Origin of the sequence: Neptunicoccus sediminis, from assembly GCF_001719615.1 — a bacterium.
Lineage (GTDB): Bacteria > Pseudomonadota > Alphaproteobacteria > Rhodobacterales > Rhodobacteraceae > Amylibacter > Amylibacter sediminis.
Genome location: NZ_MDVX01000015.1, coordinates 20,638 through 46,330, shown reverse-complemented (window position 1 = coordinate 46,330; position 25,693 = coordinate 20,638). Strand labels below are relative to the sequence as shown.

Annotated in this window: 19 protein-coding genes and 1 pseudogene; 10 read left to right on the top strand and 10 right to left on the bottom strand. The window is 56.3% G+C overall.

Annotated features, from left to right (window positions below; translation table 11 throughout):
- Positions 1–241 precede the first annotated feature (241 nt).
- The 3 genes from BFV97_RS14790 to BFV97_RS14780 all read right to left on the bottom strand — a co-directional run bounded on the left by BFV97_RS14790 (position 242) and on the right by BFV97_RS14780 (position 3,495).
- Positions 242–484, bottom strand: coding sequence for a hypothetical protein (locus BFV97_RS14790; RefSeq protein WP_069301169.1), 243 nt, complete (start codon positions 482–484; stop codon positions 242–244).
- Between the two features lie 177 nt (positions 485–661).
- Positions 662–1,369 (bottom strand): YjbF family lipoprotein, encoded by a 708-nt coding sequence (locus BFV97_RS14785; RefSeq protein ID WP_069301168.1) that lies wholly within the window; start codon positions 1,367–1,369, stop codon positions 662–664.
- On the bottom strand, positions 1,366–3,495 hold the full coding sequence (locus BFV97_RS14780) for a YjbH domain-containing protein (protein ID WP_083225668.1): 2,130 nt from the start codon (positions 3,493–3,495) through the stop codon (positions 1,366–1,368). The genes BFV97_RS14785 and BFV97_RS14780 overlap by 4 nt, the downstream gene beginning before the upstream one ends.
- A gap of 206 nt (positions 3,496–3,701) precedes the next feature.
- Between BFV97_RS14780 and BFV97_RS14775 the strand changes: the two genes are divergently transcribed.
- Positions 3,702–4,817, top strand: coding sequence for a polysaccharide biosynthesis/export family protein (locus BFV97_RS14775; protein WP_083225667.1), 1,116 nt, complete (start codon positions 3,702–3,704; stop codon positions 4,815–4,817).
- 22 nt (positions 4,818–4,839) lie between these two features.
- Here the strand turns inward: BFV97_RS14775 and BFV97_RS14770 are convergent.
- The 3 genes and pseudogenes from BFV97_RS14770 to BFV97_RS14760 form a co-directional block, all read right to left on the bottom strand.
- A pseudogene (locus BFV97_RS14770) lies at positions 4,840–5,983 on the bottom strand (amidohydrolase).
- Positions 5,984–5,995: 12 nt separating this feature from the next.
- Positions 5,996–6,667, bottom strand: a complete 672-nt coding sequence (locus tag BFV97_RS14765; RefSeq protein ID WP_069301167.1) for an ABC transporter ATP-binding protein — start codon at positions 6,665–6,667, stop codon at positions 5,996–5,998.
- Between the two features lie 6 nt (positions 6,668–6,673).
- Positions 6,674–7,978 carry a KpsE/RkpR family capsule polysaccharide export protein gene (locus tag BFV97_RS14760; protein WP_245667760.1) on the bottom strand — a complete coding sequence of 435 codons (1,305 nt, stop codon included), beginning with the start codon at positions 7,976–7,978 and terminating at the stop codon, positions 6,674–6,676.
- 114 nt (positions 7,979–8,092) lie between these two features.
- Between BFV97_RS14760 and BFV97_RS14755 the strand changes: the two genes are divergently transcribed.
- The 6 genes from BFV97_RS14755 (at position 8,093) to BFV97_RS14730 (ending at position 14,038) form a co-directional block, all read left to right on the top strand.
- Positions 8,093–8,902 (top strand): ABC transporter permease, encoded by an 810-nt coding sequence (locus BFV97_RS14755; protein ID WP_083225666.1) that lies wholly within the window; start codon positions 8,093–8,095, stop codon positions 8,900–8,902.
- 39 nt (positions 8,903–8,941) lie between these two features.
- A complete protein-coding gene (locus BFV97_RS14750; protein ID WP_069301166.1) occupies positions 8,942–9,850 on the top strand; it encodes a sulfotransferase in 909 nt (302 codons plus the stop codon).
- Between the two features lie 263 nt (positions 9,851–10,113).
- Positions 10,114–10,587: a hypothetical protein gene (locus tag BFV97_RS14745; RefSeq protein WP_069301165.1), complete on the top strand. Its 474-nt coding sequence runs from the start codon at positions 10,114–10,116 to the stop codon at positions 10,585–10,587.
- Between the two features lie 137 nt (positions 10,588–10,724).
- Positions 10,725–12,143: a site-specific integrase gene (locus BFV97_RS14740; protein WP_069301164.1), complete on the top strand. Its 1,419-nt coding sequence runs from the start codon at positions 10,725–10,727 to the stop codon at positions 12,141–12,143.
- Positions 12,144–12,785: 642 nt separating this feature from the next.
- Positions 12,786–13,334: a hypothetical protein gene (locus tag BFV97_RS14735; protein WP_069301163.1), complete on the top strand. Its 549-nt coding sequence runs from the start codon at positions 12,786–12,788 to the stop codon at positions 13,332–13,334.
- Positions 13,331–14,038, top strand: a complete 708-nt coding sequence (locus tag BFV97_RS14730) for a hypothetical protein (protein WP_069301162.1) — start codon at positions 13,331–13,333, stop codon at positions 14,036–14,038. The genes BFV97_RS14735 and BFV97_RS14730 overlap by 4 nt, the downstream gene beginning before the upstream one ends.
- Before the next feature lie 149 nt (positions 14,039–14,187).
- On the opposite strand, the gene BFV97_RS18795 is transcribed toward BFV97_RS14730, so the two are convergent.
- Complete coding sequence (locus BFV97_RS18795; RefSeq protein WP_069301161.1) at positions 14,188–16,449, bottom strand: calcium-binding protein; 2,262 nt, start codon at positions 16,447–16,449, stop codon at positions 14,188–14,190.
- 83 nt (positions 16,450–16,532) lie between these two features.
- Here BFV97_RS18795 and BFV97_RS14720 point away from each other — a divergent pair, with 83 nt between their 5' ends.
- Entirely contained in the window at positions 16,533–17,285 is a 753-nt protein-coding gene (locus BFV97_RS14720) for a hypothetical protein (RefSeq protein WP_069301160.1), read from the top strand.
- 5 nt (positions 17,286–17,290) lie between these two features.
- Here the strand turns inward: BFV97_RS14720 and BFV97_RS14715 are convergent, their stop codons facing one another.
- The 3 genes from BFV97_RS14715 to BFV97_RS14705 form a co-directional block, all read right to left on the bottom strand.
- Positions 17,291–18,412: an AI-2E family transporter gene (locus tag BFV97_RS14715; RefSeq protein ID WP_069301159.1), complete on the bottom strand. Its 1,122-nt coding sequence runs from the start codon at positions 18,410–18,412 to the stop codon at positions 17,291–17,293.
- 136 nt (positions 18,413–18,548) lie between these two features.
- Positions 18,549–19,400: a PRC-barrel domain-containing protein gene (locus tag BFV97_RS14710; protein WP_069301170.1), complete on the bottom strand. Its 852-nt coding sequence runs from the start codon at positions 19,398–19,400 to the stop codon at positions 18,549–18,551.
- 187 nt (positions 19,401–19,587) lie between these two features.
- Positions 19,588–22,371 carry a non-ribosomal peptide synthetase gene (locus BFV97_RS14705; RefSeq protein ID WP_069301158.1) on the bottom strand — a complete coding sequence of 928 codons (2,784 nt, stop codon included), beginning with the start codon at positions 22,369–22,371 and terminating at the stop codon, positions 19,588–19,590.
- A 376-nt stretch (positions 22,372–22,747) separates the two neighbouring features.
- Between BFV97_RS14705 and BFV97_RS14700 the strand changes: the two genes are divergently transcribed.
- Positions 22,748–23,440, top strand: coding sequence for a VPLPA-CTERM sorting domain-containing protein (locus BFV97_RS14700; protein WP_083225665.1), 693 nt, complete (start codon positions 22,748–22,750; stop codon positions 23,438–23,440).
- A gap of 351 nt (positions 23,441–23,791) precedes the next feature.
- Positions 23,792–25,408 carry a VPLPA-CTERM-specific exosortase XrtD gene (xrtD, locus tag BFV97_RS14695; protein ID WP_245667758.1) on the top strand — a complete coding sequence of 539 codons (1,617 nt, stop codon included), beginning with the start codon at positions 23,792–23,794 and terminating at the stop codon, positions 25,406–25,408.
- Positions 25,409–25,693 lie beyond the last annotated feature (285 nt).

Here is a 25,693-nt window from a genome sequence, read left to right as displayed (position 1 = left end):
AGCCACTTTGCAAGCTTGCGTCGTTCGTCCAGCTTCAGGTGACAGTAGTGGGTTCCCATTCTTCATACTCCATGCAACTCTCTGTATTCGTACAGAATTTGCACTTCGTTTGTGAATCCACCCCCCCTGTGAGCTCACGGCGCGTAATATTTCTTATGTTAAATATTTCTGCTACGGGTTCGGCTATAAAAAAGGCGGGCTTTTTGTAGCCCGCCTTTCACATCTCAAGTCTGAAAAAGACTTAAGGCAGTGTTGTTGTTGTTGTGCCGGTGCCGCCGTCATCCAGAGCAGCTGCCAGAACAATCGCGCCAACGACTGCGCCGGCGACAACTGTGCCAACGGTCAGACCGCCAACCAGTGTGGTTGTGGTAACAGTTGTTGTTGTCGCTGTCGTTGTTGCAACAGCAGTTTCAGTTTGCGCAACAGCAGCAGTGGACGCCATGCCCAGAACAGCAGCGGATGCGATGCATTTTGCGAGTTTCATTTTTATCTTCCTTAATACCAATAGGATCCTGTCGTGACCTGTGAGGCGACCCTATCAAAGGACACCGGTCAGGTCAAAGGCTTACAGGGGCGACCCCTGCGTTGGATATAGTGCAGAAGGCCGCAGTGTCACATCTTTATCCCATAGGCTCCCGGAGCAGCGGGTTTTAAGGGCTCTCTAGCGGTGGTTGAGCACTTCGATCTCGGCGCGGCCGAATTTTTCCGAGATAAACTGGCGGGACTGGCGCACCTTCCCGCTGCCTGATTCGACCCAGTAAAAGTTCTCGAATGCCAGCTTTTTCCCGTCCAGCGCTTCGCCCTGACACCATTCCTTCACCTGCGTCACCCCGTAGCTGCGATCCAGTATGGTAACGGGACCATGGGCCGAGGAGGTCACAAGGCAGGACATTTCAACCGTGGCCAGTTGTTCGTCGCCATCAAGATAGCGGTAGGCGCGGGTGGATTTACCGGCCTTGATTGCAGCCGCCAGCCCGGGTGAGGATAATCCCATCAGGTCAACACCCAGACCCCGCGTTCCCACAAGAACGCCGCCGCGAAACAGCAGGGCAATGCCATCTCCGGTCATATAAGTGCTGTAAGCCCCCTGCCGATCCACTTCGGCAAGGGTCGACATCGCCCCTGTGCCTTCTATCCGCACCCGCAAAAGCGGAACGCCTGCAGCCTCCACATCCGCGCGGCTGACCTGCAATACGGCTTGCTGGCTCGCGGCGACTGCGGCTTTGTCGTTCATCGCCCGCTGGCCCAGCCGTTTGGTAATCTCGGTCAGTTCCAATGCGGATTTATCCGACCCGCAGGCCACCAGCACCAGCGCGAGTCCCACCCCGCAGACCAGCGGCCGCAGGGTTTTTACAGTCATGAAAGTCATCGCCAGACCCTTCCGAAGGTTTCAGAGACCGCGCGGCCGTCCGCTTTGGACACAATGCCGTAAAGCCGGTTTTCCACTTTCAGACGTGCCCCGCCGTCCCGTGTGAGCGGACGGATCTGCGTGTCGATGGTGTTGCGCGACGGGCGCCCGATGCCCCAGGAGAAGGGGATCGACAGGGTGATGCCCTTGTCAAAACTACCCTCGCCAAAGTCCTCAAACGGGATGTCGGTCAGGGTAAAGAAAGCCCCCACAACCCAGCCGTTGTTAAAGGTCCGGTTCAGCCCGAAAGTGGCACCAATATCGCCCGCCAGATAACGCCCCGCATCCAGCTGTGCGGTAAAGCCGTTGTCCATATCGTAATAGGCCGACACATGGCCCGTTAGCACATCATAGTCGCGAAACCCGAAGCGCTGCTCGAATTCCCGTTGCTTGACGTAGTTCAGTTCTGCCCCGAGCGCGAGCTTGCTGTTGGCCGGTTTCCACAGGATCTCTGACGAGACACCGCCATACATGAATTCCAGATAGCCCGCAGAAATCCGCCCGTAGACATCAGGGTGCAGTTTGAACAGATAATCCGCTGTCAGTCGCTCCAGCGCGGGGTCGCCCTCGCTGTAGTAACGCGCTGCATAGGACCGCACGCGGGGCACTTTGGGATTGGCACCACCAGCCCGTTTGATGTTCCCGAGGTTGCCCACAAGCGGTTTGTTTATCGATCCGCTCAGGGTGAAGCCGGGCGCGATGGTATAGCTGGCCTTGGCGCGCACGCCCAGATCAATACGGATCGGGGCATCCGGATCAAAGAAGCTGCTGCGCACGCTCGGGGTAATGCTCCATTTGAAACGGGGGTAGCGCCCGTCTTCATAGACCAGTCCTTCGGGCCGGCGGGCCGGACCGCTGGCGATCGTGCTGCGCTGGTGCAGTTTCTCCGCACCATAAGGGTCATAGGACAGGGATTCCACATCGCGCCGCTGCATCGTCACGCGTGTCACCGGCAGATCCTGTTCGACCAGCACGATATTGAAGGTTTCAATACTGCCCGGCAAACCGCGGGACAGGGCGCGTGCGGCACGGCCCACCGCTTCGGCGGGGGCGATGAATGTCTTGTTGAGCAGGTAAAGCGTGGCCGAGGTGGAAGTGACCTCAAGCCCCTCCATTTCAAGCTGGTTTGCCTCCAGCAGCGGGCGGACCTGCCCGCGAATGATCCGCGGCGAAGCCGGATCAGCCGACCAGTTGTCCGCATAGCGGGTCGCACCGCCCGTCAGGGGCTTGCGCACCAGCACCGGCAGCGGCGCGGATTCCAGACCGCTTGGCGCAGGGGGATCATTGGGATTGAAGCTGAGCGAGGCCATCAGCGCGAACTGGTTGCCGTTCAGATAATAAGCCCCGAATTTCACCGCTTCGTTGTAATCATACTCCAGACCGAAATTGGCCGAGGATTTCCGTTCGTAAACACCCTGATTGACCTCAACCGCATAGGCATCCGAGGAATATTCCGCTTTCAGGCGCAGACCCTCAATCGGCGTGTTCCATTCCAGACCGCCAAAGGGCTGCACCGGCCCGCGGAACCAGTTGCCCGCATCCGGCACCCCGCCCTTGCCGATGTTGATGGTGCGTCCGAGATACCCCTTGCGCCCGCCAAGCCGTCCCCAGCCAATGCCCGCAGTCGCTTTCAGGCTGGGATGCAGGGTCTTGGTGGCAACGATATATTCGCCCGAAAAGACCCCTGTGCCGGCAAAATCCTGCAAACCGATGGTCACGGCAGGCACAAAATCGCTCTCGTCAAAGACCCTGTAGCGGATGTCAAAACTGCGGTCATAGCGGGTGTCGCGCCCCACCGAGTTATAGCCGTCGATGGTGGAATAGCGGAACGAACCGGAAATCCGTGGCGTGATCTGGAAGGTCAGCGTGGTGCGCGTAGACCCGCTGTAACCTGCAACACTGGTGGTGATCTGGCCGGGTTTCTGATGCTCGGCACTGGGCATATCGATCAGACCGGAAGAGCCGAACAGGTTGGTGGAGGGTTCAGAAGCAACCTGCGCCAGTGCCGGAAACGCGACCACACCGGACAGGCCGACCCCCAGACACAGCACATTTGTCATCCGCATGATTGCCAACTTGCTGCTCACGTTATTTCCACCCTTTTTTTCTTACGAAGGCCCTGCGTTACCCGCTTTTACGCGCAGAGGACAACAGACTCAAAACAAATCTGCCGCACCTCTCTTAAACCTTGCAAGACAGGGAAAAACATCAGTTGACCTGATGCCCCAAGCCAGTATCTTGCCAAGCTGTTGCAAATAGGTGCCGTTCGCCTACCCCCACTTAAGGAAGAAACATGTCCCAACGACTGTTTTCCCCGATAAAAAAACTGATTTTACTGGGGGCCGTTTTGGGAATCGTGGTCGCTTGTTCGCTGCCGCGTGGCGCACCTTTGCAACGGGAATTGACCAAACAGAACAAAAACGAACCGGCAGAATTTGCGGTCTATCAGGTCACGAAAAACCTGCTGCCCCAGATTGAACGCTGGCCAAGCGATACCAGCGCAGAGCGGCACTGGCTGCGCGGCGGCGGGGCCACCAGCGTGGCGATTGCCCCCGGTGATATGGTCCGCCTGACGATCTGGGACAGTGAAGTGAACTCCCTTCTGACCAGTCCCGACCAGAAAAGCACAACGCTTGAAGATATGCTCGTGTCCCGCAGCGGCACGATCTTCATGCCCTACCTTGAGAAAATCCACATTGCAGGGCTTTCGGCGGATGCGGCACGCCAAAAAATCCAGCGCCAGATGGAACAGATCATTCCTTCGGCACAGGTCCAGCTGGCGGTCACACCGGGATCGCGCCATTCGGTGGATCTGGTGGGGGGCGTGTCCCAGCCGGGCAGCTATCCGCTGAATGATCCGGACGGGCGGATGACCGTGCTTGGCCTGATCTCACAGGGGGGCGGTGTTGCGGACGGGCTGGACAATCCGCAGGTCTCGCTGACAAGGGGCGGCAGGGTTTATCAGATCGCGCTGAAACGTCTTTACGAAAACCCGACCCTTGATACGGTTCTGCGCGGGCGCGACAAAGTGATTGTCTCCAGCGACGATCGGTTCTTCCGCTCGCTCGGGGCTTCGGCCACCGAAGCCATCGTACCCTTTGACCGCGAGGTGATTTCCGCCCTTGATGCCATGTCGATGATTGGCGGGCTGCGGGAAGGCCGTGCCGATCCCAAAGGCATCCTGATCCTGCGGGAATACCCTGCCTCTGCGGTGCGCAGCGGCGGGCCCGACCACCAGCGGGTGATCTTCTCAGTGGATCTGACCAAAGCAGACGGGCTGTTCAGTGCAGACCGGTTTCTGATCCACCCCGAAGACACTGTAATGGTCACAGAAAGCCCTGTTGTACTGGCAGAAACTATCATTGGCCTGTTCACCAGCACAATCCGCGCCGGCAACACGGCATTCTAGAAAAATTCCGGATCAGGCGGGCCTAGCCTGATCCAAGAAGGTCCCGTGTGATCCGCTCGAAAATAGCGGCCCCCAGCGGGATAATATCGTCGGGAAAGTCGTAATCGGGATTGTGCAACGCGGCATAATCCTCCCCCGGCCCAAGGCACAACATCGCCGCTTTTGCCCCCCAGCCAAAGACACCGAAATCCTCGGAGGCGCGCATCGGCAGTCCCTCCGGACCATGATCGACGCCAAGGGCCTCCATTGCAGCCGCGGCCACATCCACGGCGGCGGGATCGTTCACGGTCGCTGCAAAAGCATCACAGACCGCAAAATCCACCGAAAGGCCCGCCCGCGCCGCCGCGCCCTCTGCCAATGCGCGGGCCTGTGTCGCCATATCCGCCAATGCCGTGTCCTGCGTGGCCCGCAAGGTCACATGGATCAGCGCATCCGCAGGGGCGATGCCAAAGGTGGCTTCACCGATATTCACATGGGTCAGCGTGGCCAGCCGGAAACTATCGTCCAGATCCCCCCCCTGCCCCAAAGCATCAATCGCGGGGATCAGCTCTGCCACCGCCAGCGCGGGGGACACCCCGTCTTCGGGATTGGCCGCATGGGCGGTTTTGCCCTGCAAGCGGATCGCCAACCCCTGAGAGGCGCAATTCATCAGCCCGGCCCGTGTCGCAACTAAGCCGAAAGGCCGCCCCGGTTCCAGATGGATGGCAAAGGCCCAGTCGGGGCGGATCGGCCACCACCGCCCGCGCACCGGCGCCGTCTTCTTCGGAAGGCTGGAACATCAGAACCACACGGCCCCGCGCCACAGGATGGCGGGACAACAAACGCCCGAGCGCCAACAGAATGGTCATATGCCCGTCATGGCCGCACAGATGCCCCTTGCCCGGAACCTGTGACACCCACTCCAGATCGTTTATTTCCTGTATCGGTAATGCGTCGAGTTCGGCGCGAAACAGCACCGTTGGCCCCGCCACACCGCTGTCAAACGCCGCCGCCACCCCGTGGCCACCAAGACCTGTCAGAATGCGGCTGGGGGAAAGCGGCTCAAGCGCGGCCACAATCCGCGCCGCAGTTTCCCATTCCTCGCCAGAGATTTCAGGGTAACGGTGCAACAACCGGCGAAACGCGGTCAGTTCCACCAGATCGGAATTGCTCAGACCGGAATGCATCATGGGCTTCCTTTAATCGTCATCCTCGTCGCCGCCCATGTTTTCCTGATGGGCGGCAATGCCCTCTTCTACGTCATCGTAATAGGTCAGCTTGCCTTTTTCGAGCACGGCCACGGCTTCGCAGAAATTATGCACCGCCCCCATGGAGTGAGTGACAAAAATCGAACCGCTGGCGTTCATCCGTTCCATAAACACCGCGCGGCTTTTCTTTTTGAAATCCGCATCGCCAACGGCTGTGACTTCATCCACCAAATAGGTGTCAAACCGCACCCCCATAGAGACCCCGAAAGACAGGCGCGATTTCATCCCCGAGGAATAGGTGCGCACCGGCAGGTCGAAATGGGGGCCGAGTTCGGCAAAATCCCGCACGAAATCAATCAGACCGTCCGTATCCACACCGTAAACCCGCGCAATGAAGCGGATGTTCTGCGCGCCGGTCAGATCCTTGTGGAAACTGCCAGCAAAGCCCACCGGCCAGCTGAGCGTGCCGTCGATATGGATCTTGCCGCTGTCAGGGGCAAGAAACCCCGAGATCATCGCCAGTAGCGAGGATTTCCCCGCCCCGTTACGCCCGAGCAGAGCCACAGACACGCCTTTGGGAAAAACGATATTCATATCGTTTGCAATCACCTTGCGGCGGCCCCGCATGATGAAGGTTTTGTTCAGCCCCTCCAGACGGATCATCAGGACCTACCTGCGGTCTTTGATGGAATAGCCGATCAGGGTCAGGATCGACCAGGCCAAAAACAGCACCAGTGTCGTCATCACCCAGAGCATGATCCGTTCGGGATATTGCGCCTTTTCCGCACGGGTCGGCCCCACATAAGCCGCAAGATAGCGGCTCTGGCGGTTGGCTTCGATCACCGCGCCGTCATAGGCGGAACGGGCCGCAAGCCAGGCTTTCTCGGCAAACTCCCGATCCACGGTCAGTGCTTCAAACTGGGCCAGCAACGCGTTGAATTCTTCGGAATTACTGCCGCCACCGTCACCGCTCAGGCCAAAGGTCTGGCGTTCTTCGGCAATGCGTTTGCGGATCACCTCGATCTTGCGGGCGGCCTGCACCATACGGGGATCATTGTCCCGTGTGGTGTCGCGCAGGATGTCCTGATCAATCAATGCTGCCGCCAGTTGCGCCTGAAGCGTATTCAACAGCCCCATCTGCCCCTGCACATCCGCCGAAGGATCGACGATCTGGGTTTCATTGCGGAACCGTGTCAGCGCCTGACGGGCCGCTTTGAGCTGGTCTTCGGCGGTTTGCAGTTCCTCGCGGGCATAGCGCAGCGTGTCTTCCCGCGCCACCGCTGACAGCCGGTTGACCAGTACGGTGCTCTGGGCGAAAATCTCCTGGGCGATGTTATAAGCATCATCCGGATCAAAGGCCTGCACCCGCAATTCGATCAACTGGGTGTCCACATCATAATAGACCCGCACCATTCTGGACCAGTAGTCCAGCAGATCCTCGATCGTGCCATCCTGCTGGAAGGCAAAGACCGGATCATTCTGCGGTTTGGCATAAAGGCTGCGCAAATCCAGTTTCTGATCCACCAGAGAGACAAGCTGCTGGCTGCGGATGAATTCATACAGAATATCCGTATCCTTGGAGCCGCCACTGCCCAGTTGGATCGCCCCGCCCAGCACATCTGTCACGGCACTGGTGTCTTCGGTATGCACCACAAAGCCGATCCGCGAAGCATATTGATCCGCCGCCCGTTCGTAGAGATACCAAAAGACCCCGGCCGACGGCAGCACCACGAAAAACAGAAAGATCAGCAGAACGCCGTAATGGCGTTTCTTCATTCTGGCCCGCGGTGCAACATCCGCCACCACAACGGTGGGCGGGGCTTTTTGCACCTCGCGCAGTTCCTGCTTCAGTTTCTTGATCTGGCGCCGTTGTTTCTTGGGTTTGTTATTCCCGCCCCCGTTTTGATCGTCTGCGTTCTGATCATCCTGTGATGCATCGTCAGACTCTGCATCCCTGTTGTTCCGATCTTCCAAATGCCGCCCTCGCGCCCGCGTAAATTTATGTTTGATTGTTTACCTGTGCTTGGCCATAAACCCAAGTACGAATTCCGCCCCAAGCCCTGCCCTGATGGAATATATCCCCGCGCCATGTCCTCCAGTGAAATCCCCGCACCAGCCGCACCGCTCAAACCCCGCCGGCTGAAGACGCCCCGCACGATTCTGGCGTTGATCCTGCGCGAAATGTCGACCACCTACGGGCGCACGCCGGGGGGGTATTTCTGGGCGGTGATGGAGCCTGTGGCCGCGATCACCCTGATGACCTTCGTGTTTTCCGCCGCCCTGCGCAGCCCCTCGCTTGGCACCAGTTTCGGGCTGTTTTACGCCAGCGCGATGATGCCCTTTCAACTTTACATGCAGCTCTCGGGCAAACTGTCCAATGCGCTGAGCTTCTCCAAGCCGCTGCTACGCTATCCGGGCGTGCGCTATACGGATGCGATTATCGCGCGGTTCCTGTTGAATGTTGTGACCCAGATCGCCGTGTCCTATCTGCTGTTCTCTTTGATTATCATGCTGTTTCGGATTGAAACCATTCTCGATCTGCCCACCATCATCACCGCTTTTGCGCTGGCCGCGCTGCTCGGGCTTGGGGTGGGCTGTCTGAACTGCTACCTGATCACGCGGTTTCCCATGTGGGGCACACTCTGGAGCATTATCACCACGCCCATGTTCATTATGTCCTGCATCTTCTTCATAATGGAAGATATTCCGTCCCAGTTCCGCGACATCCTGTGGTTCAATCCGGTGGCCCATATCACTGGTCTGATGCGACGGGGATTTTATCCCACCTATGAAGCGAGTTATGTCTCGGTCCCTTATGTGCTATGCTTCGGACTGATCACGCTGGCGCTCGGCCTGTTGCTGCTGAACCGCTATCACCGTGATCTGTTGAACCTGTAACCCGATAATCCTGACCCCTTTTCCAGAGAGCAAGCTGTCATGTCTACCAAAGTTGTCTATATCGCAGGGGCCGGCCGCTCCGGCAGCACCTTCCTGTCCCAGTTGCTCTCCCAGAACGACGACTGTTTCAATCTCGGACAGATCCGCCACCTGCCGCTCGCCTTGAAACGCAACGAGACCTGTGCCTGCCATCAGCCGATACAGGAGTGCGCCTATTGGGGGCCGTTTGCGACCGAAATGACAGACCGGCACGGGGCCGATGTCTTTGAGCGTTTGAAAACCGGCGCTCCCGCTTTCAAAACCTTTGCCACACAGAACAGCGGCTGGGAAGACGCTGCGGTGCGGGATCTGATCCGGCAGGAAAACGCAGAATATCTGACCCTGCTTGGCGATCTCTATGCAACCGCCGCGCGGCAAGCGGGCGGGGCCGCGCTGATTGACAGTTCCAAAGCCCCCGATGTGGCGCTCTCTCTCAGCCTGATCCCCGAAATCTCGCTTTATACGCTGAACCTGCTGCGCGATCCCCGTGCGGTGAATGCCAGCTGGGCCAAACGGGTGCAAAAGAAAGAGACCCTGCAACAGCGGGCGCGCAACTGGAGCAACCGCGTGCGCCGGATGGAAGCCTTTCAACAGGGCAGCGATGCGCCTTTCCTGCAACTACGCTACGAAGACCTGGCCAGCACCCCGCGCCAGACAATCGAAGACATCCAGACCTGGGCCGGCTTGAAGGTGGGCACCGATTTCTTCACGTCGGAGACCGAGGCGGACATCTCTTGGGAACGCAATCACCTCTTCCCCCCTGCCAATGAAGAAGTGCTGGAAAAGCGGGCCACCCATATCGAAATCAGACCTTCCGAAAGCTGGAAATCCGACGAAAACGCCCCCTATCGCAAAATGGCCGAACGGATCAATTTCCCGCTGGCCAAAAAGGTGGGTTACACGAAGTAATACGGCGTTAGACGTTCCATTTCCTAACTATAGAATATGCAGAGTATGCCGCACTGGGCCGATGCGATGTGTTCGAACTATAAGGGTCTGATATCTAGGCCCGATAAGGTGGGGCGCCTCTAAGCTCCAAACCCGAGTGGTTTACGGGGGATTACTCCACCTCAACACACCCCGTCCCCATTTCGAAATGACGTTCAGCGTCCTGTTTTCAATCCAAATTAACCTTTGCTCCTTACATGGTTTCCACCAACAAGGAGCAACTTATGACGACACAAAACAATTCCAGAAATCTTGGGCAACAGGCCCGTAGCAACACTCTTCGCGAGATTGCAAAAATGAGTCTGATGGGGCTCGACAAACCGTATTACTCTTGTGTTCTACAACGCAGAGATAATACGAAACACCTCGTTTGGCAGGGCGTCATCCAACTGGACGGGTACTGTAAGAAAATACATGTCTCTGTCGCCAATAGACGACACAAAGACATAAATGGAAATTTACAGGATCAATATCAATGCCAGATTTCTGGCCTGAAACCACTTCTTAAAAGGTGTGATTTCGATCTGAAACTGTACACGGATGCCCCTTCGAGGCGGAAGAAAATTTCCGGTTATGTGGACCTCTCTGTTGCACGTTTAATTGTGACCCTCGTGCCCACTACTGACGTTTTTGACGAGCCCATCATCCTGTGTCTTCTTGAAGTCCGGCGTGACGTAGAAAACTTCGACGATGAGTAGTCCTCACCCTCCTTTGGAGGGTGAGGACTACGGCCCCCATCACCCACATTACTGCCCACGTCTCGAACAATGGCTCTACATCCGGATGCCTCATAGGCCCTGAATGTAGTCTCGATTTTATTAAGGAGTTCATTCCAATGACATTATTTCCCATAAGCCAAAGTGAACCGGAGGACATCTTCAAGTTCCTTGGTGCGGACCCTCCTTCCATACCAGAAGAACAGCCCCTCACGGTTCGCGACAGCTTCAAAGCCTACGAACTGGCTTGTCAGACCAGTGCCGTTTTTTCACCGGAAGACCTGGCCATTAGCGGAACCTGGCAAAAGTATGAGAGGCGCGCTGCAGCTCTCGCCCGTGCGCATCATAAGCGCGATCCTTTTGCAAAATTTCTTGAGCGGTTAAGGATGAATGACTGGCCAACACGTAACAGTCGTCAAGCAGACCGATCCGCACTCGTTCGGCTTGCGTCTCGTGACATATTACAATTCGCTCCAATCTATTGGAAGGAGAAGTTAACTAAATTAGAGAGGGATACAGGTACTTATAAGGCATTTGTCGAAGCCATCGAACGGTTCCATTCAGCTGATGTTTGCACACAGATCGAAAACGCGAACGCGCCTCTTTCCGAAGAAGATCGCCACCAATTTAAGATAGCTGTGCATTTTCTCCTTCAGGTGCCGCCCGACCCTTTCCATACAAAACTTTCACAACACCAAAGCCTCATTGATAAGCAAGCCGACCCCAAAACATCTCGTAAAGGGCACCGCTCCGTCAAAAACACATTAACCGCGCTCAACCAGCATGCTCGCCGCAAAATGAATGCCAGACCAGACTATGACTGGCGCAACCATTTCTGGATGACCACCTTAAGGGATTCCTACATTGATGATCATCGCCGCGCCTTTATTGCTGCTTTGATGCTCACGGGATGTCGTCCAGCGGAATTTTCGGAAGAGCTCGGCGTTGATCTTCTTCTTCAAAGCAGACCGGAGGGTAGCACATGTTTATCAATCACGATCGCAGGTGCAAAAACCATGCAGCCCATGACCGGGGAGCTAGCCGGAAAGGGCCAAAACTTTCGGAGCATAAAGTTTAACTGTGCCGCCCCCGAAGGCCAATGGCTCATGGACGCACTCAATCTAGCTGAACAACCACGCATGCGCCTCACCCTGCCCTCCCCGTCTCTCTCGGAAAGTGGCGCTCACCTGCCGACCACCGAGCGCCACCGCCGGATTTCGGCAAGTCTTGGCAAGTTGGTAACACGGATCGGGAAGGCCGCATTTCCACGTTTAAGACACAATGTAACCCCTTACGTGTTTCGACATGCCTTCGCCGCGGATATGAAAACTGCTGGCCATTTTGATTCGGAAATGATCGCCCAAGCTTTGGGGCATCAGAGCACCCGAACACAGGAAAGTTATGGCCTTGTAAGCGGCACACGCGGGCTCTCGACTGCTAGGGCTCAGCAAGTAATCAATGTTACAGCTACAAGCCCAATCCGCTATCCTGATCGAGACAATCACATGAACGGTTCTATTTGCAACGGGAAGATATAGAGAGCTCAATCTCTATAGGCTATTCAGGAAAGAAAGCGTCAACCAGGGGAGCGCCATTAAACCGCTACAGGTACAGAAGACGCGTTGACTTAATTCAAGCCGTCACTAATGTGGCTGTTACGTTATGACCGATGCTCCCTGGCCTGGCCTCGTCGCCTTGTTACAGCTCGGTCTTCTTCTTTCCAGAGATTGTGACCTGTTTGATACCCGTTGAGATATGGGTCCGTCCGCATGCGTTGAGGTGCTCCATTTTAACCGGCAGATCAGTCGGTTGTGTCGAACTCTGGAAACGATCTGCGCTTTTGGATTACCTTTTTCCTCGGCAAAAGGGAAATCTCATCCGGGGGGGCCATCATGCGCAAAGGCTCGGTAGAAATCCTGCCCTGTTGCCAGTCGGGGCTCCGCTGGCTGGGTGCCATCTTGGCCAGCCTGTGCTGACTTCTCTGTCGGGGTGTTCTTCGTCATTTTGGCGGCTCCAGGGTTTAAGCGAACCCCCACAGTGTACGTCTGAATAGGGTTCTTGGCAAAATGTATCCAAATCCACCGCCCCCTCGGGCCCAGCATTCAAACGGGTTGTTTCCAAAGTATGTTCATGCTTAAGTGGCCTTAGTCCACGGACTTAGGACAAATTGCGAGTGTATAATGAAAAGCCAGGACATCGTCATCCTGCTCAAACTGGCGAGCCTTCAGGAGGCTGAGAAGCTTGGCCAATCACTGGGCAAGGATGTCTACTCTGTGAGGGGATTAGGCGCGTCTCTTGGCATCAGCAAGTCGGAGGTAAGCACTTCGATCAACCGATGTTACGCCTCTGGCCTTGCCATCAAGGACCGCGAATTTGACAGGCCAAAGCCGAACCGACGTGATCTGTGCAATTTCATCAGTCACGGGCTGAAGTTTGTGTTTCCAGTCAAGCCGGGCGGTTTAACGCGGGGTCTCCCGACCGGCTTTGCCGCTCCCATGCTGGACAGCCTCCTGATTTCTGGTGGAGAGCATCTTTGTGTGTGGCCCTATGCCCATGGGAAAGATCTCGGGCAATCAGTTGAACCTCTTTTCAAGTCGGTCCCTTTTGCTGTGCAGGAGGACGAACGTCTGTACGAATATCTTGCCCTCATCGATGCCATGAGATTGGGCCGGCAGCGGGAATTCAAACTAGCCGCAGACCGTTTATCAGAGGAGATCTTGAGCCGATGACCAATGTGCTGGGACAACTGCGAGAGATGCTTGAAACGGTCGCCCAAGCGATCGGGCCTGACCTGCGTGAGCGGTGTGTTTTTGTGGGCGGCTGCACTACGGCACTGTTCATCATAGATCCGGTAACTCTGGAAGACGTCCGCGCAACGGATGATGTGGATCTGGCCATAAACCTGTCTGGCTACGGAGAGTGGGTGCAGCTTCTGGAATATCTGCGGGAAAGGGGATTTTCGGAAAACCATGAGGATCAAGTCATTTGCCGGATGCGGTTGGGTGATCTCAAGGTCGACTTCATGCCCGACGATGGCAATATCCTTGGCTTTAGTAATCGTTGGTACCCGCAGGGCATCAAGACAGCTCTGACCTATCCTCTGAACGACCAATTAGTGATCAAACATTTACGACCAGAGATTTTCATCGCGACTAAGCTGGACGCCTTTCTGAGCCGCGGGGAAGACGACCTCCTTATGAGCCGTGATGTCGAAGACATCCTCTTGGTTGTTGATGGGCGAGAGAAGCTGGTAAACGAAATCGATCGTTCTGGGAATGAGATCAAAAGCTTCATCGCCGAACAATTCGGAGTCTTACGACAGCATTATGACTTCGAGGATTTTGTGGCCGGCAACATCAGAGGCCCCGAGGGTCGTGTGGATATCGTGCTGGAAAGATTTACGGCTATATCTGCAAACATTGAAAATACCTGACAGGGGATAAACCTCCTCACGATCTGTTCGGTAATGTCACGCTTGAATAACCGCGTCGGGGGGGCGGTTACAGCATCAGTCCTCGATGAAAAAAAAGGGGGCCGCAGTTTCACACTGCGGCCCCCTTATGTTTTTAATAGTTCGCGGTCTTAGACGAAGTCGAAATCACCCGCGTCGATTTGGGATTTGGAGACGCCTTCCAGCAGGATTTCTGTGCCGCTTTCAAGACTGATCAGCGTATCGGAGCCGCCGCCGGATTTCTTGATGCTCAGCTCGGCAAAACTGGTGTCCGAGATTTCCAGCATATCCTTATTGTTCTTGAAATCGCGAATGGTGTCGCGGCCTTCATTCGCAGAGCCATTGAAGACAAACGTGTCATTGCCCTTCTTGCCCATCAGCACGTCATCGCCGCTGCCGCCGGTCAGCCTGTCGCGGCCACCGCCGCCGTTGAGCAGATCATCACCGGCTTCACCGCGCAGGTCATCTTTGCCGCCTTTGCCGATCAGCTTGTCATCACCGCCCCGGCCGCGGATTTCATTGGCCTTGCCGTTGCCGATCAGCTTGTCATCGCCGTCCCGCGAACCGCGCAGGTCTTCCATGTTTTTGATTTTATGGGTGAACTCCACCCCGTTCCAGATACCCGTGGCTTTGTTCTTGCCCAAATGGGCATCCACATATTCCACGCCGGAACGGTCATAGCGCACCAGATCCACGCCACCCGCGCCATCGGCATAATCATCCCCGCTCAGCAGAATGAAACGTTCATCAATGTTACTGCCCACCAGACGGTCATTGTAAATCGTCCCCTGCAGTTCCAGAAGCCCACCGTTGGAGGTCACGCTAAGACGCTCGTAATTGTCGTAGCCGTCGTTATTGATGATACCCCCCGCGACATCCACATCGGCACCGTCGGTCCCGCCGAGAAATCCGCTGTCAAATGACAGGCGCAGGATTGATCCACTTTCAATGGTCAGATCAAAACTGTCGGTGCCAGCGCCGCCAAAGACAGACATCCAGCCGTTTTTTGCAACCGTTGCCGTGAAACTGTCAGCAAACTGCGTGCCGATCAGCCCGAAACCGCCGATCCCTTGGGGCATATAGGCGGCCTGCATTGGCACATCCACATCCACCAGCGTATCGGTGCCGCTTTTCTTGACCACTGTGCCGGTGCCTGCGTTTCCGTCGATAAAGGCTGTGATCCCTTTGGATTCGGCGGAATAAGTCAGATCCACATAGCCGGTCAGCATATCTGAAAAGACCATCGTATCATCGCCGGCAGAGCTGATGATCTGGTCGTAGGACAGGTTGTCACCGGGGTTCAGCAGGTCATTTCCCGCGCCCCCGTGCAAAACATCATTGCCGCTGCCCCCATACAGGAAATCATTGCCAGCGCCGCCGGCCAGGCTGTCGTGCCCTGCCAGACCAAAGATATGGTCCTTACCCCCCGCGCCGGTCAGGAAATCATTCGGAACATACCCGTACCCCAGTTCGTTCGACCCGTTTTCCCCCACCATCAGGTTCTTGATAAGTGTGCCGTCGAATTTCAGGATGGCATCGCCAATGGTGTCTGTATTGCCAAGTTTGCCTTTGGACTTCAGGATCACTTCCCCGTCGGGGTTGAAAACACGGATGTTGTTGACGCTGAAGCCGGCAATGTCATTGAATTTCAGCCGGCCGCCGTTTCCAACGAAATCGGTCACTTCCATCAGCATCGGGACGGCACCGCCGAAATCGGTCGGGAAGCTGCCGTTCAACTGGTATTTATAGCCCAGCACGCTGATCGAGATGGCTGTCGTTGTTGCGTCAAAGGCCAGTATTTCAACACCTTCGCTGGCAATGCTAAAGCCGGTGATGCCGTAATCTGCAAGTTTGCTCAGCAGGAAGGACCGTTCGCTGGCAGACAGGCTGTCATACTCGGAGAGCCCTTCGGCCAGTTCAGCCACGCCGCTGAGTTCTTCAAGGCTGGTAATCACAGAGCCGGTGATGGAAATCACCTGCGCGCCCGAGGTCAGGGTATAGCCGGATTTAGCAATATCAACGGTCAGGAATTCTTCGTCGTCATAGGCGCTATCCCCCGGATAGCCTGCGTCTTTGGTGGCTTTGAAGCTGATCTTGTTGAATGTCCCCGTGGCCATCCCGTCTGTCAGCGCATCGTCCAGTTCGTCAATGCTGCTGACCGGCGAAATACCAGAACCCGATGCCACAATTTCAAAATCAATAGAGCCGTAGGCATTTCCCGACAGGCGGATTTCCGAAGCGGTCAGACTGACCGGAGCAAGCCCTGAATCCATGGCCCAGCCCAGAGCGCCGAACAGATCGCCGTAAATGCTCTCCATTTCAGGCAGCGCCTGTTCCAGATAACCGGCATCAATCGCCGCGCCAAATTCCGATTTCGCTATAATACGCACCATGATAACTTACCTTTGTAACATTCAATTCCATTTTAACGGGAATCCCCTTGGATAACTTATTAAGTTCGGTATCGGGAAATCAATTGCATAATGCCCGATCTGCCGCATCTTATCTGTTTTCTTTCGGGCTGTTGCTGACGCTGCTGACGGCCTGTGGGGCGGCCCCGCCGCCAAAGCATTCTTTCACGCTCGGCTACGGGCAGGATGACATGTTTTTCATCCCCTCTGCCCTGCAAGCCACCGCAGAGCAATTTTTCACGCCCACACCGAAATCCGTCGCCCGATCCGCCGCAGCGCCACCCGCGGCTGGCGGGCTGGTGGTGGATATTGGCGAAGACACGCTCTCGCCGGACAGCGGAACCCCGTACAGCGCAAAAAAGTCCCGCCAGATCCGGCTCGGGGCGCAGGTTGAACAGCCCCTTGGCGGGGCATTGTCCCTGCATGCGGGGGCAAGCCTGTTTTACGGCAAAAGCCGCTATGTCCTGCCCGAAGGGGCAGGCATTCTGAAAGACCCGACGACAATCCGCTTTACCAGCCACGGAGGAGAGCTTGAGACCGGCGTGATCTGGAACAAGCGCCATTCACAAAGACTCTCTTCGCGGTTCGGAATGGGGCTCGGGCGGAGTGTGGCGCGGACCCGCACACAGATCAATTCCGCCCTGCTGGACGTGGAAAACCGCTCCAGCAGTTCGGCGGGCTTTATCTATACAGATGTGGGACTTGGCCTGCACAGCCCCTCCCCGAAAACCGATCGGGCGCTACAGATGCGCACACGGCTGAAATACTACCCCGACCGCGGCCTGTCCCTGCAAAGCGGCGTTTCTGCGGGATTTTAAGCGCCCTAGGTCTGCTCCGGATCGGGGGCGTCCTCGCAGGCGGTTTCGTGGTCGATGGGATCTGCTGCAACCGACAGAAAATTCCCGAAGGTGGACAGCCCGTCGATATGGTCGCAAACGGTTTTGATCACTGCCAGAATAGGCACGGCAATCAGCGCTCCCGGTATCCCCCAGAGCCAGGCCCAGAAGATCACCGACACAAACACCGCAACTGTGTTCATCTGCATCCGTATTCCCAGCAGGACCGGCGTGATGAACTGTGCCTCCAGACTGGTCAGGGTAAAATAGATCGCAGGCGCCACCATCGCATAGGAGATGCTGTCAAATGTCACCAAAGAAAACGCCGCTACCCCAAGTGTGCCAAGCGCCCCGCCAAGGTAGGGCAGAAAGTTCAGCGCAAAGGCTGCCAGTCCCCAAACCAGCGGGTAAGGGACCCCCACCAGATACATCGCCCCTGCAACCGACAGGCCCAATCCTGCGTTAATCGTGGTGATTGCCAGCAGGTAGTAGGACATCCGCCGCTCGATGTCGTGAATGATCCGCAGGGCGCGCTCCTTGTCACTGCTGCGGGGCAGCGCCTGCACAATCTTGAGGTAATACATGTTCCCCGAAGACAGCAGGAACAGCGCAAGGATCAGCCCCACCACCAGAGAGGTGGAAAATTCCGCCAGACTGCTGACCGCCGCCGTGATCAGGCCGGGCTGTTGCACGACCACTTTTTCGGTTTCTTCAGTGGCCCCGCCACTGGTGACATTGCCCACCTGCTCAGAGGCTTCCTTCACCGTCTGAAGCGTATGGGACAGGTCACGCAGCTTGTATTTCACCTCTTCGGTAATGCGGGGAATATCGTCAAACCAGCTCGTCACTGCCCCGCCGAGCATCGCCACACCGGCGACCGCCAGCGCGGCCAGCCCAAAAGTGGCGAGAATTGCCGCCACAGGCACCGGCACACCAAGCCGCCCGACCGCCCGCACAAACGGGCTGAGCGTCAGCGCCAGCAGCACCCCGAGCACGAGGGGCAGCACCAGATCCTTGGCCACATACAGTACCGCAAAACACAGCACCAATAAAATCGCCCCGAGTATCCGGTTGGTGATCTGCTGCTGGTCTGCCTGCGGCTGGTTCATCTGGGAAAATCCTTTTACCGTCTGCTGTTAATTGTTAACTCACGTTCAAAATACAGGTTCAAAAAAAGGGCCGGGCGTAACGCCCGACCCCCGCACGGTCCTATGAACCGCGCTATGCACCTTTGTGACAGAGGGCTTACCCTTCGTATTCGGCGCGGCCCTCAAGGGATTCCTCAGTGCTGTCGATGTAGACACGCAGGTCGTCACCGGCATCGTTGCGGATAATGGTCAGTTCGCCCATTTCAACAGCAACCGGCTTTTCGCCAATGCCCAGGAAACCACCTACGTCGATAACAGCTTTTTCAACTTTACCGTCGTCTGTCAGGATCAGCTCGCTGATTTCGCCAACATCTTCGTCATTTACACCGTAAACGCGGGCACCTGTCAGGTCTTCGGCTGTCAGGTCATTGGAAACCACAGGCTGGTACCCGTCACGCTCTACAGTTGGCGCCATGATGTCTGCGCGGGGTTCGTCGTTTACCGCTACATCATTTTGTGCGTCTTTGTCTTTCTTCATGGCCGCTTCTTCGTCCATGTTTTCATCCATGTTGCGGGCATTGGATTCATATGCCGGGGCATCGCCCACTGCTGCAACGCTGGCGTTCACAACGAGGAAGTAATCGTCTGCATCGTCACCTTCTTCGGTCACGAACTGCAGTTGGGACATGTCGATTGCCACGTCTTTTTCACCGATACCGGCCAGACCGCCAACGCCAACAATCACAGAAGCAACTTCGCCGTTACGGTTCAGAACGATTTCATTGATTTCACCAATGTCGTCCCATTCTTTTTCGCCACCTTCGGACACGGTCATGTCCTTGTCCATTTCAGCTTCGCTCACATAAACCCGCTTGCCGATCAACTCGGACGCGTTGAGGTTCTGTGTGGCATCAAATGTCATTTCAGGAAAGGCTGCCATGTGGGCTTCGCCATATGCGGTGGTGCCCAGAATCAATGCAGTCGCGGTCGTCATCATAAAATGTTTCACGGGTTTCTCCTTCACAGTTTCAGCCCAGTGTTCCCCCGGGCCCTTGATGAAGAAACAACGAACCATCGGGCGAGAAGTTCCGCGCAAAAGTAAATTTATTTTCACCTGAGCGTGAAGCCGCCGTGAAGACCGCAAAACCGCGGTCCCGGTCGCAAGATGCACACTGGAACCGGCCGACCCCAGAAAACTACGCCTTGTTTTTCACAGCCTTAACACCGGCCTCTGCCAGCAGACGTGACAGGCTGGCCGCACCGCGCGCCTTGTTGACGTGGTTCTTGTCCCGATAATCCTCAGCAGCCAGAACAAAATCCGTATGGGGCAGGATTTCAAAGCCGCCACGGGTTTCCAGATCCCTTATGAAAGGATCAAACCTGTTGTCCGGATTGACCGCGCGCGTCTCTGCAATGCCATCCGCATTCAATGGATGGACAAAACCCACCACCGTGTCGCAAACCTCTTTCATCGCCGCGACCCCGCGCAGGAAAATATCCGCTTCGGCTGGCACCATTTCCGTATTGCCAAGATAGGTTTCCATCACTTCGGTGGCGCGTTTTTTCATCCAGTCCGGTTCACGCGCACTGACATCTTCGGGATCCGAAAGTACCTTTCCCTCTTTTAACCCGATGGTCCCGCCGGTGGCCGGATCCCAGATGTTATTGGGATCGAGGCTTGGCAGTTCGCCCACCTCATAGCCCCCCTTGAGATAGTCTTTTACCACCTCGATTTCCCGCCCTGACGGCAGGGAAGACATCTGCATCAGCTCCACTTCGTAGATCACAAAGGCCACAGGCTTCCCGGCAGCGATCAGCGTATCGCGGACAAATTCCGCCAGTTCCGTGGTCCCCGCATTGGACAGTTTTCCGGTGCCAAGATTGGCCGCCGTCACCGGCATCCCCAATTCGGCAGCCCGCGCCTCAATCACCGGCGCCACGGTGCCCGACATCATCCCGGAAGACCCGATAAACAGGGCGAGCGGGTGGGGCGCTGCCGCGACAAAACCGGGAAACTTGTCCACGCATTCCACGGCACGACGGGCCCGGTAATGGACGGTCTTTTTCACGTCCTGCACGCCTCTGCCCTTTCCCTTGCCGCCTTTGCCCGCTTTACCCTTTGGCCCCTTCTTCGCCATCGGAGTATTTTCCATCCGGCGCTTGATCAGCGGCACAAGATTCTGGATCGACATTTCGGACATCCGCGCCACAAGCATCTGGTTCAGCGCAATGCCAAAGGTTTTTTCCAGCGCAAGGGTGAATTCGGTGAAGGCAAGGGAATCCAGCCCCGCCTCCATCAGATCGGGTGCCTCCAGTATCCGTTCGCGGGAGATGGCCGGATTGATGGCCTGAACCAGTTCGATCACCTGCTTGCGCACCCGTTTGGGCTGGCCCGAAGCGGCCGGGGCGGGATTGGCTGTCACCAAGGTGCCAATGGCACCGCGATCAATCTTGCCGCTGGCATTCTTGGGGAACTGTCCCAGACTGCGCAGGTCGGTGGGCACCATATAGTCAGGCAAAGAGCGTTTCAGATCCTCCAGCACCGCGCGGGTATCCCCCGCCCAGCCTTCTACACTGGCCAGCAGCGCTGTCGGAGTGGCGGATTTCAACGGCAGCGGCGTCACCACCACGGAATGCCCGTCCACACGGTTGCGGATTTCTGCCTCTATTTCCCCCAATTCAACACGATAGCCCCGGATCTTAATCTGGTTGTCGATCCGGTCCACAAAGAAAATCGCGCCGGTTTCATCGGCCAGCACACGATCTCCGGTACGATAATACCGCCCGCCAAATTCCGGCAGGTCCACGAAAGCTGCGGCCGTTTTTTCGGGATCTGCCAGATAACCGTCCGCCAGTTGCGGCCCCGACACCAGTAATTCGCCTGTCTCCCCCACTGGCGCCGCGCTGCCGTCTTCCCGCAGGATAAGGGTCTTCATTCCGGGCAACGCCTGCCCGATCGGGGCCAGTCCGAAGCGTTCAGAGACTGGCGCGCCCACAGCAGGTAGCGCGTAGCGGGTGCAAGCGATGGTGGCCTCAGTCGGGCCGTACCAGTTTTCCACCCCCTGCCCTGTTGCGCCCTGCCAGTTCTGCGCCAGTTCCACCGGCAAGGCTTCACCGCAGAACAGGGATATCCGCAATCCCGCCAGAGTCTCGTGGTTCAGATTACCCCGCAGGGCGATTTTCTGCGCCAGCGACGGCACCGAGAACCACGCCGTCACCCCGTCCCGTTTCACATAGGCCGCCGGATCATCCAGATCCGCCACGCTCGGGACGATCAATTCGCCACCCGCCCGCCAGCAGCAGAACATGTCATGCACCGACAAATCGAAAGTCAGGTCAAAATTCTGCGAGAACCGGTCCTCGGCGCTGTATGGCACCATGGCAAAAACCGCCTCAAGATAGGCGGCAAGGTTGGAATGCCGGATCGCAACCCCTTTCGGCGTCCCTGTGCTGCCCGAGGTGAACAGAATATAAGCATAGCCGTTGTCATGCGGGGCCGGTTCCAAAGGCTCCGGCACCATATCCGCCACAGTAATCAGAGCCGGAGCGCCACCGCCCCCTGCTTGTGTCGTCATCTCTGTCTCGGCCGCCAGAATTGCCTTGCCGCGTCCTTTAGCCCGCGGCGAGGCGATCAGACAGGACGCACCCGAACGTTCAAGTATCAGACGGTTGCGGCTGTCAGGGAATTTCGGGTTCAGCGGTACATAGGCATGGCCACAGCGCAGCGCTGCCAATACCGCGGCATAGGACTGGACACTTCGATCCGCAAAAACCCCCGTGACCGGCGCTTGTTCTGCTGATGTGGCAGCGCGGATCGCACCGGCAAAACCACTGACCATCTCCGCCAGTTGGCCGTAGCTGTACCGCACTCCGTCCACCCGAAGGGCCGGCCGGCCCGGATGGGCTTTGGCCATCGCTGCAAAATCATGCCAGGCACGCCAGGTTTGGTTCTGGGGGGAAACGGTTTGTGCAATCGTCATCTGTTCAATGGCCTTGTAATATCGGAAGATGCCAGCCTGGCCGGCGCATCTCTGTGAAATTTACAGATTTCGATTACACAGTAACCAAAGAAAGTTCCAGAAGTTGTTTCCGCGCCCTTATCAGCAAAATTGGCTACCTTCAGGCACCCAAAATGCCACCCTACCTTTCCCAAAAAGCGCATTTTTGGGGCGGCTTTGGTGGAATAATACTGGAAATCCAGTTTTCGCGCGTTAAGTCTCTTAAAAGTTACCGGATCTAGGAATGTTGCGGTTGGAAAATTACTCCAACTGTGCTTAGATTAACTAATTAAATAAAGTGAGTCTCGGAAGTCTATGTATCAGGCTTCGTCAGTTTTTAGTTTGTAGATCTGCGCAAATGGCCAGATTGGGAAGTTTTACTATGTGGAGTTTTGAATTGAATTTGAAGAACCTGACTAACGGAGCTTTGGCCTTAGGGCTTGGAATGGCTCTTTCGACGGTAACGGCCGGGGCCGCCAGTGTTACCTTTGACTTCACTGCCGAAAAGATGAAACGGGCAAAGATACTCGATTTCACACAGGGCGATATTGGCTTGATGGTCAGTGCCATTAAGACCAACCCCAAAGATGTTACCTCCAGTTCCAAAGTACTGGCCAAGGATTTCGGCTTAGGCGTAAAATCCGGCAAAAACGACAATTCCGCCAAAATTGACTCCAAAGGCGCTGAGGAAACGGTTGTTTTCAACTTTGACACCGATGTGACCATCGAAAGCATCACCTTCAGAAAGTTCAAAAAGCGGGACGACTTTGGATTTGCCACCAGTGGCCTTGAGACCCTGACAGGTGACGTTGTGGAAACCTATACGTTCACAGACGATCACACCTCAAACCGGTTTGATGTTTCGGCCTTGGACTCATTTCTTGAAAAAAAGGATAAGTTCAAGCATTCCAGCTTTGCTATTGCAAGCATAACAGTCCGTTCGGCGGATGCTGTTCCGGCAGTTGTGCCACTGCCTGCGGGTGGAATGCTTTTGCTCGGCGCACTTGGGGCCTTGGGCTTTGCACGGCGTCGCAAACGGACAAAAGCATAAAACGGGCCAAGACATGGACGGGCGTCAGACGCCCGCTCCTCTCCTGTTCCGAGTTCTGGTAGGTCCGGCATTATCCTGATCCGGACATTATCACAGGCCTTCTTTTGAGGAGCGCCCTGAAACATCCTTAGAAATTCTGACGTGTAAGCGTTTTGCGCTATGGCGGGATGAAACTGCGCAAAGCGGTCTGAAGACCCTTCGCAAACAAAGGCGCGCTTTGAGCGGCCCAAAGGATGAAACAAGACGTTTGGCGCAATGCTGCATGTGTGATCTAATAACTTACTCCAGATCGCGTAGCAGTCCCGCTACTTTTCTGTCTCGGGACGGCTCCCTGCGCGGCAAGACCCCAATTTGACGAGTGTTTCAAAGATGCCCGCGATCCATAAACAAAGAACGTTTTCCGCTCTGAATGGGTATTTCCACGCTGGCACTTTCTGGCTGGTGATCGCAACACTTGCCGCGCTGTTGTATTTTCAAGAGGGCGTTGCCGCGCTGTTAACCGCATGGGAACGCCCCGAGTACAGCCATGGACCCCTGATTCCGGTGTTGTCCCTGTTGCTCTTTTTACGCCAGCTTAAAGATGTCCCCGTCACCTCCGATCCTGTTACCGACCGCGGCGCGGGGATCGCCTTGCTGGTCTTTGCACTACTGATCGGGGCCGTGGGCAAACAGGCGCGGATTGACGATATCGTAGCCTATGCGCTGATTCTCTGGGTGGGAGCGATGTTGCTGATCTCTTGGGGCTGGCAACAGGGCAAGCAGTTTTGGCCACCGGTGGTGCATCTTGTCTTCATGCTGCCATTGCCGGGGGTCATTTATTATAAAATGTCCACCATCCTACAGGCCTGGTCGTCAGAACTTGGCGTCTGGATGTTGCAACTTATCAATGTACCTGTCTTTCTTGAGGGCAACATCATTGATCTCGGGGTTTACAAACTGCACGTGGCCGAAGCCTGCTCCGGCCTGCGTTATCTGTTCCCCATCATGTCGTTCTCCTACATATTTGCAGTGCTGTTTCGCGGTTCCATCTGGCATAAAACCGTCCTGCTTCTGGCGGCCGCACCGATCACAATTGTGATGAATTCGGTGCGCATCGCCTTTGCCGGCTGGCTGGTGAACTATCTGGGGCTGGAATATCTCGAAGGCTTCAGCCATTTCTTTGAAGGCTGGGTCATCTTTATGATTTGCGTGGTGATCCTGTTTCTTCTTGCCTGGGTCATGCTGCGGTTTACAGCTGAGAAAATGCCGCTTCTGGACGCGCTGGATCTGGACACCTCCGGCTGGGTGACGCAGGCGACCCGCATCCGCTTGATCGAGCCGTCAAAGGCTCTCATTCTGTCAGCCGTCGTGCTGTCGCTGGCATCGATAAGCTGGCAGGCCCGCCCGCAGATAGACACCGGCCCGGTTGATCGCGAACCTTTTTTGCTGTTTCCAAAAAATCTGGGCCCTTGGAATGTCGGCACTCCCGAAGTTTTAACTGAAAATGTCGCACAGGTTCTGGGTGCCGATGACTACCTTGCGGTCCAGCTCGCCCGTTCTGATGCCGCAGCACAGGTAGGACTGTTCATTGCATGGTATGACGATCAAACCCGAAATGGCACCCACTCCCCCGAAATCTGCCTGCCAGGTGCAGGCTGGGAGATCGCTTGGCTGGAACGGTTCGATGTCGCCCCGCAGTCCGGCCTGGCAGGGACTTATAATTTGAACCGCGCCGTGATCCAGAAGGGCGAATCCCGAATGCTGGTCTATTACTGGTTTGAGCAGCACGGTCGCCACGTGGCTTGGGATCTGGCAGCCAAAATCTATCTGCTTTGGGATGGGTTGACCATTGGCCGGACTGACGGCGCGCTCGTGCGTTTGACCACCCCGATTGCAAAGGACGAAACAGACGCCGATGCAGAGGCACGCCTGCAAAATACCTTCCTCGAGCTTACCTCCGTGATGCCCCGTTTCGTCCCGGGACTTTAGCGCCGGCAAGAGAATCCCGCCAGCCTCGGCAGGGCCTGACCGCTTCCTTTGTCACGCCATATTATCAGAAGAATCTCCGGCGGGGATTCCTATCAGAGCCATTCGCCAGATATTCCATTGATGCGCCCAAAACAGGGCAGGCCATGCAAAATCAGTAAGTCTTTGTATAAATCCCGACGCTCTGCCCTCTGCCCTTGCAACAGACTCGCCTTCCAAGTGTCTTTGGCCCCGACCGGGCGGCTGGCCGGAAACTACCCTGAAGGGAATTTACGCGCAGGTCTCAAC